At 37.4% G+C, this 16,232-nt stretch carries 16 protein-coding genes and 1 pseudogene; 16 read left to right on the forward strand and 1 reads right to left on the reverse strand.

Going from position 1 to position 16,232, the window contains the following annotated elements:
• Positions 1-72 precede the first annotated feature (72 nt).
• Entirely contained in the window at positions 73-1,677 is a 1,605-nt protein-coding gene (locus tag AAFN87_RS11390) for a CTP synthase (RefSeq protein ID WP_347791184.1), read from the forward strand.
• A gap of 283 nt (positions 1,678-1,960) precedes the next feature.
• Positions 1,961-2,080: pseudogene (locus tag AAFN87_RS11395) on the forward strand (transposase); the annotation flags it as partial.
• A gap of 172 nt (positions 2,081-2,252) precedes the next feature.
• On the opposite strand, the gene AAFN87_RS11400 reads toward AAFN87_RS11395, so the two are convergent.
• On the reverse strand, positions 2,253-2,792 hold the full coding sequence (locus tag AAFN87_RS11400) for a DUF2529 family protein (protein WP_347791185.1): 540 nt from the start codon (positions 2,790-2,792) through the stop codon (positions 2,253-2,255).
• A gap of 139 nt (positions 2,793-2,931) precedes the next feature.
• Here AAFN87_RS11400 and AAFN87_RS11405 point away from each other — a divergent pair, with 139 nt between their 5' ends.
• The 14 genes from AAFN87_RS11405 to AAFN87_RS11470 all read left to right on the forward strand — a co-directional run bounded on the left by AAFN87_RS11405 (position 2,932) and on the right by AAFN87_RS11470 (position 16,229).
• On the forward strand, positions 2,932-3,291 hold the full coding sequence (locus tag AAFN87_RS11405) for a response regulator (RefSeq protein ID WP_347791186.1): 360 nt from the start codon (positions 2,932-2,934) through the stop codon (positions 3,289-3,291).
• Positions 3,292-3,397: 106 nt separating this feature from the next.
• Positions 3,398-4,252, forward strand: coding sequence for a class II fructose-bisphosphate aldolase (locus tag AAFN87_RS11410; RefSeq protein WP_347791187.1), 855 nt, complete (start codon positions 3,398-3,400; stop codon positions 4,250-4,252).
• A gap of 136 nt (positions 4,253-4,388) precedes the next feature.
• Complete coding sequence (gene fsa, locus AAFN87_RS11415) at positions 4,389-5,039, forward strand: fructose-6-phosphate aldolase (RefSeq protein WP_347791188.1); 651 nt, start codon at positions 4,389-4,391, stop codon at positions 5,037-5,039.
• Positions 5,040-5,089: 50 nt separating this feature from the next.
• Positions 5,090-6,370, forward strand: coding sequence for a UDP-N-acetylglucosamine 1-carboxyvinyltransferase (locus AAFN87_RS11420; RefSeq protein ID WP_347791189.1), 1,281 nt, complete (start codon positions 5,090-5,092; stop codon positions 6,368-6,370).
• 237 nt (positions 6,371-6,607) lie between these two features.
• Positions 6,608-7,570: a class II fructose-bisphosphatase gene (gene glpX / locus AAFN87_RS11425; protein ID WP_347791190.1), complete on the forward strand. Its 963-nt coding sequence runs from the start codon at positions 6,608-6,610 to the stop codon at positions 7,568-7,570.
• 102 nt (positions 7,571-7,672) lie between these two features.
• The gene (gene rho / locus AAFN87_RS11430; RefSeq protein WP_347791191.1) at positions 7,673-8,956 is read left to right on the forward strand and encodes a transcription termination factor Rho; all 1,284 of its coding nucleotides are present in this window, start codon (positions 7,673-7,675) and stop codon (positions 8,954-8,956) included.
• Between the two features lie 148 nt (positions 8,957-9,104).
• Positions 9,105-10,502, forward strand: coding sequence for a TcaA NTF2-like domain-containing protein (locus AAFN87_RS11435; protein ID WP_347791192.1), 1,398 nt, complete (start codon positions 9,105-9,107; stop codon positions 10,500-10,502).
• 18 nt (positions 10,503-10,520) lie between these two features.
• Positions 10,521-11,312 carry a zinc ribbon domain-containing protein gene (locus AAFN87_RS11440; protein WP_347791193.1) on the forward strand — a complete coding sequence of 264 codons (792 nt, stop codon included), beginning with the start codon at positions 10,521-10,523 and terminating at the stop codon, positions 11,310-11,312.
• Positions 11,313-11,461: 149 nt separating this feature from the next.
• Positions 11,462-11,665, forward strand: coding sequence for a 50S ribosomal protein L31 (rpmE, locus tag AAFN87_RS11445; RefSeq protein ID WP_347791194.1), 204 nt, complete (start codon positions 11,462-11,464; stop codon positions 11,663-11,665).
• Between the two features lie 76 nt (positions 11,666-11,741).
• Complete coding sequence (locus tag AAFN87_RS11450; RefSeq protein WP_347791195.1) at positions 11,742-12,314, forward strand: thymidine kinase; 573 nt, start codon at positions 11,742-11,744, stop codon at positions 12,312-12,314.
• Between the two features lie 245 nt (positions 12,315-12,559).
• Positions 12,560-13,636 (forward strand): peptide chain release factor 1, encoded by a 1,077-nt coding sequence (gene prfA, locus AAFN87_RS11455; protein WP_347791196.1) that lies wholly within the window; start codon positions 12,560-12,562, stop codon positions 13,634-13,636.
• Entirely contained in the window at positions 13,623-14,486 is an 864-nt protein-coding gene (gene prmC / locus AAFN87_RS11460; RefSeq protein ID WP_347791197.1) for a peptide chain release factor N(5)-glutamine methyltransferase, read from the forward strand. Before prfA ends, prmC begins: the two co-directional genes overlap by 14 nt.
• 44 nt (positions 14,487-14,530) lie before the next feature.
• A complete protein-coding gene (locus tag AAFN87_RS11465) occupies positions 14,531-15,088 on the forward strand; it encodes a stage II sporulation protein R (protein WP_347791198.1) in 558 nt (185 codons plus the stop codon).
• Positions 15,089-15,188: 100 nt separating this feature from the next.
• A complete protein-coding gene (locus AAFN87_RS11470; protein ID WP_347791199.1) occupies positions 15,189-16,229 on the forward strand; it encodes an L-threonylcarbamoyladenylate synthase in 1,041 nt (346 codons plus the stop codon).
• Positions 16,230-16,232: the final 3 nt, after the last annotated feature.

A 16,232-nucleotide genomic window follows, 5' to 3' on the forward strand; every position in this document is an offset into this window, starting at 1 on the left:
AATATTTTTTTCAATCGCTTCGAAAGCCTTAATTGGACTTCAAGCTTTTCTTATTTTAAGGAGGAATTTATTATGACAAAGTATATTTTCGTAACAGGTGGGGTAGTTTCTTCACTTGGTAAAGGGATTGTCGCAGCATCATTAGGCCGCTTGCTAAAAAACCGTGGTCTGCAAGTAACAATTCAAAAATTTGACCCATATTTAAATATCGATCCGGGTACGATGAGCCCTTATCAGCATGGTGAAGTATTCGTAACAGATGACGGTGCTGAAGCGGACTTAGATTTAGGTCACTATGAGCGTTTCATTGATATTAACTTAGGAAAACACTCAACAGTTACATCTGGTCGTGTGTATCAATCCGTATTAAACAAAGAACGTCGTGGTGATTATAACGGCGGAACTGTACAAGTAATCCCTCACATTACAAATGAAATTAAAGATCGAATTCAACGTGCAGGACGTGAAACAAGCGCGGACGTTGTAATTACTGAAGTAGGTGGAACAGTAGGGGATATTGAATCATTACCATTCCTTGAAGCAATTCGCCAAATGAAAACAAATTTAGGACATGACAATGTTTTATATATTCACTGTACGTTAATTCCATACATTAAAGCAGCGGGTGAATTAAAGACAAAACCTACTCAACATTCTGTAAAAGAATTACGTTCTCTAGGTATTCAGCCAAATATTATCGTTGTGCGTACTGAACAAGCGGTGTCACAAGAAATGAAAGAAAAATTAGCGCTATTTTGTGATGTTCAACCACACGAAATTATTGAATCTCGCGATGCAGAGTATTTATATGAAGTGCCGTTAAACTTACATGCGCAAGATTTCGATGATATTGTATTAGACCATTTCGGTATCGAAGCTCCTGAAGCAGATATGGCGGACTGGAAAGAGCTTGTGAATAAAGTTAAAAACTTAAAAAATAAAACACGCATTGCATTAGTAGGAAAATATGTTGAATTACAAGATGCATATATTTCAGTTGCGGAAGCGTTAAAACATGCGGGTTATGTATATGATTCAGATATCGAAATTGACTGGGTAAATTCAGAACATATTACAGCTGAAAATGTACATGAATTATTAAAAGATGCAGACGGAATTTTAGTACCAGGTGGTTTCGGTGATCGCGGTGTTGAAGGGAAAATTCTTGCAACACAATTTGCGCGTGAAAACGATGTACCATTCCTAGGTATTTGCTTAGGTATGCAGCTAGCAACTGTTGAATTTGCTCGTAATGTACTTGGTTTACAAGGTGCACATTCAACAGAATTAGATAAAAATACACAGTACCCAATTATCGACTTCTTACCTGATCAATCGGATAATATTGATCTTGGCGGTACGTTACGTCTTGGTTTATATCCGTGTAAATTAAAAGAAGGCTCTCGCGCAATGGCTGCTTATGAAGGTGAAGAATTAGTGTACGAGCGTCATCGCCATCGTTATGAATTTAACAACGAATTCCGTGAAGCAATGGAAGCGGCAGGCCTAGTTTTCTCGGGCGTATCTCCTGATAATAAGCTTGTCGAAATTATCGAATTACCTGAGAAAAAATTCTATGTGGCAGCACAATTCCATCCAGAATTAATCTCTCGTCCACAACGTCCACAACCACTATTCCGTGAGTTTGTTGGTGCAGCATTCAATAATCAACGCTAAAAAAAACGATGTGCGCAAATTGTAGCGCACATCGTTTCAGACCGTAGGCAAACTCATAGAAATTTGAGTTTTCCTACGGTCTTTTATCTTTTTACAATAATAGTAAGAAACCGTTGATTTCCTTTCCAGGCGCTCCCTTTCCGCAGGCACGGCTTCAACTAATTTTTGCGGCGGGTCTCCGCAAAAATGGATTTTCCGCCCGTGCGACTGTCGCTCTGCTTTCGCCGCAGAAAACATTGCTGTTCCTGCAGGAGTGTCGCGCCTTCCACTCCAATCAACTTGTATTGGCACCGTTGTGCTATTCAATATGACATTTATTCAATATACATTGGGTATTCATTCTATGTGTCAAACTATAAAAGAAATTGAAACGAACATGGCTTATCGTTGGTTTTTAGGATTTTGATTTCATTCAGAAGTGCCGCACTTTTGAAGAGCTCTTTTGATTAAACAAGACTGTAAAATACCAAAAAAACTTTTAAAAATACAAAAGGCCTTCAGAACGAGACCGTTCTGAAGACCTTTTGTCGACAATCTGAAACGATGTGCGTAAATTGTAGAGCACATCGTTTTATTTATTCTTCTATTTCATCGTCTCCAGCAATCATTTCATCATATTCAAGCTTGATAGCCTCATAAACAAATAATGCAGCGATTAAATGTGGCATAACGATACGTTCACCTAACTTTGTAGGATGGGGTAAAATTCCACTGCGTATTTTCAAAGATATATACGTATAAGCTAGCTCACTAAGTGGATTATCCTCGTTTGCTGTTTCGCTTGCTATAGCCGCAAATGGTATAAAATCATCGTAAAGTTTTTGGGCGAGTGCAAGTGCTTGCAAATCATTCGCATTGCGTGTGAAAATACAGACACGGTCTACATCTGTTATGATGGATTCAGATGTCCATCTTACGACTTTGCTCATAGGGTCTGCAGAGGAAATAGCATTCAATGCAACACCTTCCATTTCACCGAAGCATGCAAAGTAAATAGTACCTTGTCCAATTGCTGCTTGTGCCAATAGACGAGCTGTATCTTCGATTGACTCCGCTTCACTTTGATTTATCCGTTGTAATAGCCCACTCATCTGAGTAGTTAAGATTTTTGACATATCTCCACCTCTTCTACATTATAGTTTTGTACGAAATAAAATGCAAAATGGGAATATTAATTGTAATAATTTGAATGAAAAGAGAATAAATGATAGTATTTACTACTTATTAATATTACGAATTAAGGGGATTATTTATATGAAGGGAATATTAATCGTCGATGATCAAAAAGGGATTCGGTTATTACTGAATGAAGTGTTTAAAAAAGAAGGTTATGAAACATATTTAGCTGCAAATGGCATTGAAGCATTACATACTTTTGATAAAGAGAAAATAGATTGTGTACTGCTGGATATGAAAATTCCGGGTATGAATGGTATTGAAATACTAAAACATTTAAAAGAAAAAAATATGCACATTCCTGTAATTATGATGACTGCATATGGCGAACAAGAGGCGATTGAAGAAGCAATTGAGTTAGGTGTCGTCAAATATTTTACAAAGCCATTCAATATTTTTGAAATAAGAGATGAAATAAATAAAATTTTAACAGCCTAATGGAAAATGCTTTCTATAGGCAGTGGCGAATACTCCCTATTTTTGATATGATGAGGAGGAAGTTTTCATAAAAATTTTTATTTAATATCCGAGGAGGATTTTCATAATGGCATTAGTTTCAATGAAAGAAATGTTAATCAAAGCAAAAGCAGAAGGATACGCGGTAGGACAATTCAATATTAACAATTTAGAATTTACACAAGCGATCTTATTAGCTGCTCAAGAGGAGAATTCTCCAGTTATTTTAGGTGTATCTGAAGGTGCCGGAAAATACATGGGTGGATTTGTTGCGGTTGTTCACATGGTAAAAGGATTAATCGCTTCTTACAATATTACAGTTCCAGTTGCAATTCACTTAGATCACGGTTCAAGCTTTGATAAATGTAAAGAAGCTATTGATGCTGGATTCACTTCTGTTATGATTGACGCTTCTCACCATCCTTATGAGGAAAACGTAAGCATTACGAAAGAAGTTGTAGAATATGCACATACTCACAATGTTTCAGTTGAAGCAGAGCTTGGGACTGTTGGTGGCGAGGAAGATGGCGTAATCGGTGGCATTATGTATGCAAATCCTACTGAATGTAAAAATCTTGTAGTAGCAACAGGCATTGATTGTTTAGCGCCTGCTTTAGGTTCTGTTCACGGACCTTACAAAGGCGAACCAAACCTTGGCTTCGCTGAAATGGAGGAAATCTCTAATTTAACAGATGTACCTTTAGTATTACACGGTGGAACTGGTATCCCAACAAAAGATATTCAACGTTCAATCTCTTTAGGAACAGCGAAAATCAATGTTAACACTGAAAACCAAATTGCTGCAACAAAAGCAGTTCGTGAAGTGTTAGCAAACGATACAAAAGTATACGATCCACGTAAATATTTAACACCTGCTCGTGACGCTATTAAAACAACTGTAATGGGTAAAATGCGCGAATTCGGCAGCTCTCAAAAAGCATAATAAAAAACAAAGGCATCTAGCCTTTGTGTGAGTAAACTATTGCAGGAGAAGTGTCTGATTGCGTTCAATCGGCCTTCTCTTGATTTTTGATATTGCGACTTTAACAATTAATGAGATTGTAGGAGGAATTTTGAATATGAAATTTTTTATCGATACAGCAAATTTTGAAGAAATAAAAGAAGCTTACTCATGGGGAATTCTTTCAGGAGTAACAACGAACCCATCTTTAGTTGCGAAAGAAGAAGGCGTATCATTTCACGGCCGATTAAAAGAAATCGCAGAGCTTGTTAATGGTTCGGTAAGTGGAGAAGTTATTTCTTTAGATGCTGAAGGCATGATTAAAGAAGGTGAAGAATTAGCGGCGATTCACCCAAATATTACTGTGAAATTACCGATGACACCAGAAGGTTTAAAAGCATGTAAGCATTTCTCTGAAAAAGGCATCAAAACAAACGTAACGCTTATCTTTAGTGCAAACCAAGCATTAATGGCAGCTCGTGCAGGTGCATCTTATGTATCACCATTCTTAGGTCGTTTAGACGATATTGGCCATAACGGAGTAGATTTAATTTCAACGATTGCAGACATTTTCACAATTCATGATATTAAAACAGAAATCATTGCCGCTTCAATCCGTCATCCACAGCATATTACGGATGCAGCTTTAGCTGGCGCGCATATTTCAACAACACCATTTAAAGTTTTAAAGCAATTATTTAATCATCCATTAACAGACAAAGGAATCGAAGGCTTTTTAGCGGATTGGTCTAAACGCGAAGGGCAATAATAACAGTAGATTCTGATGAATACTTTCCAAGATAATGAGGGAGAACCGTTATGGATGTTTATAAAATTATAGGCGAACGACGTCTACAAGGTACAGTAAAAGTTAGTGGTGCAAAAAATAGTGCAGTCGCTTTAATTCCAGCTTCAATCCTGGCGAATTCTTCCGTCACTATTGGAGGGATTCCGGAAATTTCAGATGCATGGACATTAAAAGCGTTGCTCGAGGAAATTGGCGGTCAAGTTTCTTTTAACGATGGCCAAATGACAATAGATCCTAGTAATATGACCGCGATGCCACTACCGAATGGCAACGTAAAAAAATTACGCGCATCTTATTATATGATGGGTGCCATGCTAGGACGTTTCAAAAAGGCGGTTATTGGATTACCTGGAGGATGTTTCTTAGGGCCACGTCCAATTGATCAGCATATTAAAGGTTTTGAAGCACTTGGCGCAAAAGTCACAAATGAACACGGTGCGATATATTTACGCGCAGATGAATTAATTGGTGCTAAAATATACTTAGATGTCGCTAGTGTAGGTGCAACTATTAATATTATGCTTGCAGCAGTACGTGCAAAAGGACGTACAGTCATTGAAAACGCAGCAAAAGAGCCTGAAATTATTGATGTAGCAACACTTCTTACAAATATGGGCGCCAACATTAAAGGTGCAGGAACTAGTGTCATTCGTATTGAAGGCGTAGAAGAACTTCATGGTACGAAGCATACGATTATTCCAGATCGTATCGAAGCTGCGACATTTATGATTATGGCAGCAGCAATAGGAGACGGGGTAACGATTGATAATGTCATTCCGCTCCACTTAGAGGCTGTCACAGCTAAGCTACGTGAAATGGGAGTAAAAGTAGTAGAAGATGAAGAAAGTATTTTCGTTCCTAAACAAGAAAGCTTGCAAGCAGTTGATGTGAAAACGCTTGTCTACCCAGGAATACCGACAGATGTGCAGCAACCATTATCGGTACTAATGACGCAAGCAATAGGCTCATCAAAAGTGACGGATACAATTTATTCAGCGCGGTTTAAGCATATTGATGAACTTCGCCGAATGAATGCCAATGCCCGTGTTGAAGGTAACACAGCCATCATTAAAGGGCCAACTAAATTAGAAGGTTCAACTGTTACAGCATCAGATTTACGTGCAGGTGCAGCTCTAGTATTAGCAGGGCTACTTGCAAAAGGTGAAACTGAAATTCACGATATTTATCATATTGAACGAGGATACAGTTCACTTATTGAAAAGCTTTGTGCGCTAGGTGCAAATATTCGACGTGAAACAATAACACAAGCAAAGCAGCAAGCGGATTATTAAACATCGACCCAGGTGTTTTTAGACTGTTGACAAAAACTCGTCTCGGCTCACCCATCTTGAATGTGCCTACAGTTTTTAGTACGGAGAAAACCCGTCTGACAAGCGTTTTCGAGACAGTCTGTTAAAGCACTTTTGGAATAATAAATAGCTTATTAATACTTAGTTTTTCAACCTATTATGTTACAATAAGAGGCAAAGTTTCGGTGATAGTGCCGATAACCAGGAGGCAAATGAATAATGGAACGTAGTTTATCAATGGAAGTAGTTCGCGTAACGGAGGCAGCAGCAATAGCATCTGCTAAATGGCTAGGACGTGGACAAAAAATCGAAGCAGACGATGCAGCAACAACAGCAATGCGCGCAATGTTCGATACAATCCCAATGCATGCAACAGTAGTTATTGGAGAGGGAGAAATGGACGAAGCACCAATGTTATATATTGGTGAGGAATTAGGCTTGCGCAACGGCGGTCCAGAAGTAGATATCGCAGTCGATCCATTAGAAGGAACGAACATTGTTGCTAAAGGAACGAATGGTGCAATGACAGTGCTTGCTATTGCTGACCGCGGTAATTTATTAAACGCTCCAGATATGTATATGGAAAAAATTGCTGTAGGTCCAGAAGCAGCTGGAAAAGTAGATATTAATGCTTCGGTAACATATAATCTATTACAAGTAGCGAAAGCGAAAAACAAAGACATTTCTGACGTTGTGGCAACGCTTTTAGACCGTCCTCGTCACCAAGCGATTGTCGATGAAATTCGTGAGGCGGGTGCACGTATTAAATTTATCCAAGATGGCGATGTAGGTGCAGCCATCAACACAGCATTCGATGAAACGGGGATTGACATAATGTTTGGTATGGGGGGAGCTCCAGAAGGCGTTATTTCAGCAGTAGCGTTAAAATGTTTAGGCGGAGACTTCCAAGCTAAACTTGTTCCTGAAGATGAAACACAGTTAGAACGCTGTAAAAAAATGGGTATCGATGTAAATAAAGTACTTTATATGGAAGACTTAGTAAAAGGCGATGATGCAATTTTTGCTGCAACAGCAGTTACAGATTGCGAGCTTCTAAAAGGTGTTCAATATAAAGGGGCATACGCATTAACACATTCAGTCGTAATGCGTGCCAAATCAGGTACTGTACGCTTTGTAGAAGGTCGTCACAGCATCGAAAAAAAACCAACTTACACGAAATAACTTCTATTTAACTTAACTATGCCCGGCATAGCTCCGGGCATCTTCTTCCACTTCAAAGATTTTTTCCAACAAAGTAAAATTTAAAAAGACTGGGGTCCTACTATGGCAGCTCTTACAATTTCTCAATTAGAAAATATGACGCTTAAAGAGTTATATTCTCTAGCACGTGATTACAAAATTTCTTATTATAGTAAACTGACAAAAAAAGAATTAATTTTTGCGATTTTAAAAACGCGCTCTGAACAAGAAGGCTTCTTCTTCATGGAAGGTGTACTTGAGATCGTTTCACAAGAAGGGTTTGGCTTCTTACGCCCAATTAACTATTCTCCATCCAAAGAAGATATTTATATTTCGGCATCACAAATTCGTCGTTTCGATCTTCGTAATGGGGATAAAGTTTCTGGGAAGGTGCGTCCGCCAAAAGAAAATGAACGTTATTACGGATTATTACAAGTTGATGCAGTAAACGGGGAAGATCCAGAAGTAGCAAAAGAGCGTGTGCATTTCCCTGCTTTAACACCACTTTATCCAGATCGTCATATTAAACTAGAAACAACATCGAATAGACTATCAACACGTATTATGGATTTAGTTGCACCTGTTGGTTTCGGTCAGCGTGGATTAATCGTTGCTCCGCCAAAAGCAGGTAAAACATCGCTATTAAAAGAAATTGCAAATGCAATTACGACAAATTATCCTGAGGCAGAATTAATTGTCTTGCTAATTGATGAACGCCCTGAAGAAGTAACGGATATTGAGCGCTCTGTCAAAGCAGATGTTGTATCTTCAACATTCGACGAAGTGCCAGAAAACCACGTTAAAGTAGCAGAAATTGTACTTGAGCGTGCTCGTCGCTTAGTAGAACATAAACGTGATGTAATTATTTTAATGGATTCGATTACTCGTCTTGCACGTGCATACAATTTAGTTATCCCTCCAAGTGGTCGTACATTATCCGGTGGTATTGATCCAGCTGCATTCCACCGTCCAAAACGTTTCTTCGGTTCAGCACGTAATATTGAAGAAGGCGGCAGTTTAACAATTTTAGCGACAGCTTTAGTTGATACAGGTAGCCGTATGGATGAAGTGATTTATGAAGAATTCAAAGGTACGGGGAACTTAGAATTACATTTAGATCGTAGCTTAGCGGAGCGTCGTATTTTCCCTGCGCTTGATATTCGCCGTTCAGGTACGCGTAAGGAAGAGCTGCTTATCCCAAAAGAACATCTAGATAAATTATGGGCAATTCGTAAAACATTCAGTGATTCATCGGATTTTGCAGAGAAGTTTTTACGCAAGCTGCGCACGACGGAATCGAATGAAGAATTTTTCGAAAAATTAAATGAAGATATGAAAAAAGCAACTAAAGGCAAAGGGTTGCTATAAATTTTATTAAATAACTGTCCTAAAAGTGAGTGATTAACTTGCTTTAGGACAGTTTTTTTATTTATTTTGAAAACAAAATAACAACTGTTAAATACAGAGGGATTGATGTATAATTTTAGTATTATTGTAAATTAGATGGAGGAAATATATGAAATATTGTACGGGTTGCGGTGAGAAAAATAGTTCAGAAGCTATATACTGTACGAATTGTGGGAATAGTTTAAAAGAAATTCCGACAACTTCTACTGCTGCAGTTGAATACAGTCCGCCTACCAAATCAGCTATAAAAGAAAAATCGCCAAAGAAAATGACTAAGAATCAAAAGATTATGTTTTCGATTGCTAGTGTAGTTATTTTGTTTATTGTAGTTACTCATCTCATTTTAAGTAATATTTATGATCCGATGAAGAAAATTCAAGAGATGAATACAGCGTATAATAATCAAGAAAAAGAATTGTTTTTCAATCAATTTCATGTAAAAGAAGGTACTACTGCTACAGCGGAAAATTTTTATGCAACAGTTAAAAACTATGGGTGGCCATCATTAAGAGAAAATCTTACGTATGAAGTGGAGCAATTAAAAAATAGTAATATTTCTAATATAGTGTATAACAATGGAGAGTTTATATCTGTCAATAGTAAACCGGTTTTATTTGGATTATACAAAGAAGTAGAGTTTTCTATTATTCCAATTGAATTGTTTATATACGCACCATATAAAAACATGACAATAACTGTTGGTGACAAAGAAATTATTACAGAAACTGCAAACGAAAGGGTCAGCCTTGGTAAATTCATTGAAGGAGAGTACCCATGGTCATATACTTTTGAAAGCAATCATATGCTTTTATCGAACGAAGGTTATCTATCGGTTTTAGGAAATGTAGTAAATGAAGTTGAAGTAGATTTGGAATATGATTGGACAGAAGTAACTATTCAATCAGACTTAGAGGATGCTATTGTATTTATCAATGGAAAATCAACCGAGAAAACAGTAAGTGAATTGAACATTCTATATCCTGTTCAACTTAATAGTAATGTCGAGGTATATGCACAAACTACCGATAATGATGGCAATGTATTTAAGTCAGAAGTATGGCCTTTAGAGGATATGTTCATTTTTTTAGAGTTTGAACATATTCGTAAAGAACAAGAAATCGCTGCACATGAACAAGAAGTTATGAATATTTATAGAAATTTCCGTTCTGACTATGCTGCAGCTATTACCTATATTAACTTTAATTATATTGATGAGTACTTCAAAAGCGGAAGTACTATAAAAAAAGATTATGCGAAATTTGTAAATGATCACGAAAATATACCAGGGTATTATTATGATTTTTTATTAAATGATGTTACATCTTTTCATGCAATTTCGGACACACAATTTGAGTTGCAAACATTAGAAACTTTTAATTATTCTTCTGATAGTGAAGGTACGATAAATTATGAACGCAAGAAATCATATTCTATCTCATATGAAGATGGCAAGTATTATATAAATGAAATCATTGATTTAGATACAAAAAAACAAAAAATCGAATAAAAATAATGGGGTGTAAAGATGAAGAAATGCTTAAAATGTAGCCATGAGCAAGAAGATGGCAGGTTTTGTGGGAAATGTGGTGCGGAAATAGAACTTTCAGTACAAGATGAGGTAGCTGCAACTGCTAACACAAATTTTAAACAAATACCGCAACAACCTCAAGTAACGCAAGAAAGTAGTGAACAAATAGAAAAAATAAAAGAGCAGTCGAAAATGTACTTCAACTATTATATGCAACAATTAAAAGTACCATCGACTCATTTTAATGCAACAGAACTGAGTTTGAAAAATAGCGCTATTAGTATAGTTTTATATGTAATTCTAACTGCATTATCAGTATATGTGCTAATAAAAGGATTATTCGGTGGTGGGTTTTATGATTACTACGGACCATCATTTTTTAAAATATTCCTATACATGTCTGTATTCTTTATATTATTAATCACAATTAGTTTAGTAGCTGTATTTGTAACAACTAAACTGTTTTCTGAAGATATAACTTTTAAAGAAGTTATAAGTAAATTCGGTGGTTATTATATGTTACCAATAATGCTATCTATTCTAGGGATATTATTAGCATTATTTAAATCATATAGTTTTGCAAGTATTAGTATTTATATTGGACTAGCTATAGTAATTGGAGTTATTCCTATATATATTATGGTTAAGTTATTAAGTAGCAAATCTAAAGGTATTGATAGTTTTTATGCATTTATTTTTTATATCATAGTTACAATTGTGTTAATGGTGATTGTTGCATCATTTATTATTGATTCAACGATTGGCGAGTATTTAGAATATTTACAGTAATTATTTTGCACTTGCATTTAAAAATATTCCTTGCTATAATTTTTAACGTATGAAACGTGTGCATATATAGCCGACATATTCGGGCTATGTAAGGTACAGTTCGATAATACTCTGTTCCAGATGGTTCAGGGCGAGAGGAGAAAACGAATATGAAACAAGGAATTCACCCAGATTACAAAACTGCAACAGTAACATGCTCTTGCGGTAACTCATTCCAAACTGGTTCTGTAAAAGAATCAATCGTTGTCGAGTTCTGTAACGAATGTCACCCATTCTACACAGGTCGTCAAAAATTCGCGTCTGCTGACGGACGTGTTGATCGTTTCAACAAAAAATACGGTCTTAACAACTAATACCTTTAAAATGCCTGCCAAACGGTCTCGTCTGGCAGGCATTTTTTTCAGTAATCTAGAATTAGGAGGCATTTTAATGGCGCAATTATTTTTCAAGCACGGTGCGATGAACAGTGGAAAATCGATCGAAATATTAAAAGTAGCACATAATTATGAAGAGCAAAATAAACCTGTACTTATTTTTACATCTGGTATTGATACACGCGATGAAGTCGGTATCGTGTCGAGTCGTATCGGTCTTCGTCGCCCAGCCATTGCCGTGTTTAAAGATACGAATATTTTTGAATATGTAAAAAATCATTCTGAAAAACCATACTGTATTTTAGTTGATGAGGTACAATTCTTAGCAAAGGAACATGTACTGCAATTAACGCAAATTGTTGATGAACTAAATATACCAGTAATGGGCTTCGGATTAAAAAACGATTTCCAAAATGAATTATTTGAAGGTAGTCGCTACATGCTAATACATGCCGATAAAATTGAGGAAATGAAAACTATTTGTTGGTTCTGTCATAAAAAAGCGACAATGAATTTGCGTGTAGATGAAAATCGCAAGCCTGTTTACACGGGTGACCAAATTCAAATTGGGGGTAATGATACATATTACCCTGTATGCCGAAAATGCCATAGAAACCCACCGCTATAATTGTTGTAACAAAAAAAGTAGCAAGCGAGCGGGAATTTCTTTATACTGATATAGGTGTATATAAGAAAATAGGAAAGTAAAATATTTGGGGTTTGAACAGCGCCAGCCTCCCCAAGGCCGCGGTCTTCCGTTGGTCGAAAGCGGGAAAGATGCTTTCGATTCGGGTCTGCAAGCAGCTGTCGGAGCTAAACAGGGCGCTTCCGCTTTTCTAATAAATAAGTAAACTTTATATAGAGGTGAATAATATGTTTGATCGTCTACAAGCGGTTGAGGATCGTTATGAAAGGCTAAACGAGCTACTAAGTGATCCAGATGTCGTAAGCGATAGTAAAAAATTACGTGAATATTCAAAAGAACAATCGGATATTCAGGAGATGGTTGATGCTTATCGTGAATATAAAAACGTAAAGGAACAACTTGCGGATACACGTGAAATGCTGGACATGGAAAAAGATCCAGACATGTACGAAATGGTAAAGGAAGAGTTTAATGAATTGAACGCACAAATTCCTGCACTTGAAGAACGTCTTCGTATATTATTAATTCCAAAAGACCCGAATGATAATAAAAACGTTATTATGGAAATTCGAGGTGCTGCAGGCGGTGACGAAGCGAATATTTTCGCAGGGGACTTATTCCGTATGTATTCTCGCTATGCAGAAACACAGGGCTGGAAAATCGATATTATGGAAGCAACGCCGAACGCAATGGGTGGCTACAAAGAAGTAATCTTTATGATTAACGGTCAAGGAGCTTACTCAAAATTCAAATATGAAAACGGTGCGCACCGTGTTCAACGTGTTCCTGCAACTGAATCACAAGGGCGTATCCACACATCTACTGCTACAGTTGCATGCTTACCTGAAGTAGAGGAAGTAGATGTAGACATTCACGAAAAAGATATCCGTGTTGATACATTCGCGTCATCTGGAGCGGGGGGACAATCGGTTAATACAACGATGTCAGCTGTTCGTATGACCCATTTACCAACAGGTGTTGTTGTATCGATGCAAGATGAACGTTCTCAAATTAAAAACCGTGAAAAGGCGATGAAAATTCTTCGTGCGCGTGTAGCGGATATGTATATGCGTGAAGCACAAGCGGAAGTCGATGCCACACGTAAATCTGCAGTTGGTACAGGTGACCGTTCTGAACGTATTCGTACTTATAACTATCCTCAAAACCGTGTAACAGATCACCGAATTGGTTTAACAATCCAAAAGCTCGATCAAATCATTGAAGGTAAATTAGATGAAATTATCGACGCGCTTATTTTAGAGGAGCAAGCATCAAAATTAGCGAGATTAAATGAAGATGCATAATACAACTTTTGAAGTCCTTCGCCGGGCTTCTTCTTTTTTAGTAGAGCATGGGCGAGAGGAAACAGCGGCGCGTTTATTATTGCAGCATGTTTTAAGGACGAATTACTCCGGGTTGATGATGCGAATGCAAGACGAGATACTGCCTGCTGAACTGGACCGTTTTAATGAAATGCTACAAGCACATGTACAAGGGAAACCGGTGCAGTATATTACGGGTGTGGAGGAATTTTACGGACGAACATTTCAAGTCGATGAATCTGTCCTAATACCTAGACCAGAAACAGAAGAGTTAATTGTTGGAGCAATCGAGCGGATGACAAAGCTATTTAGTAAAGGGACGGCAGTAAAGCTTGCGGATATCGGAACTGGTAGCGGTGCAATTGCTGTGACAATGAAGCTTGAATGGCCAGAAGCAACTGTAACAGCTACAGATATTTCATCCGAAGCACTTGTGACTGCACAAAAAAATGCAACTAATCTGCATGCGGACGTCGATTTTCGTTTAGGAGATTTAGCGGCACCACTGACAAATGAAAAATGGGATGTTATCTTATCGAATCCTCCATATATTGCCTATCATGAAGCGGATGAAATGTCGGATGTAGTCCTACAACATGAACCACATACAGCGTTATTCGCAGAAGAAGATGGACTTATTTTATATCGTAAGCTTGCGGAAAACTTGCCGAGCTTGATGAGCGGACCTGCACTCATTGGAGTTGAAATTGGTTATAAACAAGGCCGGGCAATTGCAAACTTCTTTTCAAAACATTTCCCAGAAGCGGATGTCGAAATAGTAAAAGATATTAATAGTAAAGATCGAATTGTTTTTTGCACAATACATGAATAAAATCTCCCTTTCTTGCCAACGATAAGAGGCAAGGAGGGATTTATATGTTAGAAGATTATAAAATTGCTAGAAAACAAGTTAATATTTTTGCGATTATTCGATTCGTTTGCTACGGGTTGCTATGTTATAGTATGTTGCTAGCCGTCCCACATTTTTTGCAATTTGGTGAGGAGTGGCACACACAAAAAGAACAGCCGATAATGCTACGTGTTATTGCGAATAGTAATATGAAAAACGATCAACAGCTAAAAAATGAAATAGTGGAAAATTTACAGCCAGTTTTTGCACAAATAGCTATGGAAAATCCAAATTCAATAGAAAAAGAATTACTGTTCGATGAAATAAATGATTTTATTAACAAAAATTATTCACAGTACGATATTGGCGTTAAAATTGGGGATAACTTAATTCCACCGAAGTACGATTTCAATACATTTTATCCTCAAAATTTATATTATTCTGTCATTTTAACGGTTGGTAGTGGACGAGGCGATAATTGGTTTTGCTCAGCATTTCCAACGGTTTGTGAGCAACCAAAGGAAAAAGAAAAACAGAAAAAAACATTCTTAATATATGAGTGGATAAAGAAGAAAATGGCATAAAAGTTATGCACATTTTCAGAAAACTTATACACAATCGGTTAGTAATTATTAACAATATGTGTATAAAGTTGAAAGTAACTAGAAGAAAGAGGGCTGGAAAATGAATACAATTCATGTACTTGTGGATAATTGTGTGAGTAGTGAAAAAAGTTATGCACAAGCTGTGGATTTCTTAAATAACAGTGAAGTTGTAGCTTTCCCCACTGAAACAGTATACGGGCTTGGAGCTGTGGCGACAGATGAAGAAGCGGTAAAAAAAATTTTCGCTGCTAAAGAACGTCCATCAGATAATCCATTAATCGTTCACATTGGCTCAATAGAAGAGGTCGCTCTTTATATAGAAGAAGTACCTGAAGTGGCGCAACAATGTATGGAAGCTTTTTGGCCAGGACCATTAACGATCGTTATGCAAGCGAAACCGAATATCCTCGCTGAAAGTGTTACAGCTGGACTTGGAACAGTCGGCTTACGTATGCCAAATCATCCTGTAGCACTTGAACTATTGCGTGAATTAAAAAAACCACTTGCTGCGCCTAGTGCAAATCGTAGTGGAAAACCATCACCTACGAAAGCGTCGCATGTTGCAGAAGATTTAGACGGCATTATTCCGTGCATTTTGGACGGCGGGTCAACAGGAATCGGATTAGAGTCGACTGTGTTGGATGTAACAACAGACAAGCCCGTCATTTTACGTCCGGGTGGTGTGACAAAAGAAATGCTTGAAGCGGTAATAGGTCGTCCTGTACTACAGTCAATGCATACAGAGCACAAGCAAGATACAACCCCAAAAGCCCCAGGGATGAAGTATACACATTATGCTCCAGAAGCACCTGTGTATTTAATAGAACCGAATCAAAAAGTAATTGAAGCGATTAAGCAGTTGCAAGCAGAAGGACATCGTGTAGCTTTAATCGCACCACAAAGTTTTGCAAATAGCGGTGCGGAGTATTTCTTTACATATGGTAAGGATGGAGATACAAATGCAATGAGCGCAGGACTTTATGATGCGTTACGTGCGTGTGATAAAACTGATGCAACGATTATTTTAGCAACCGTAACCGAAGCACAAGGTGTCGGCGTAGCCATTATGAACCGTTTAGAAAAAGCAGCAGGCGGTAAATGGTATTCAAATAATGACTAGACA

This window comes from Solibacillus sp. CAU 1738, from assembly GCF_039888725.1.
Lineage (GTDB): Bacteria > Bacillota > Bacilli > Bacillales_A > Planococcaceae > Metasolibacillus.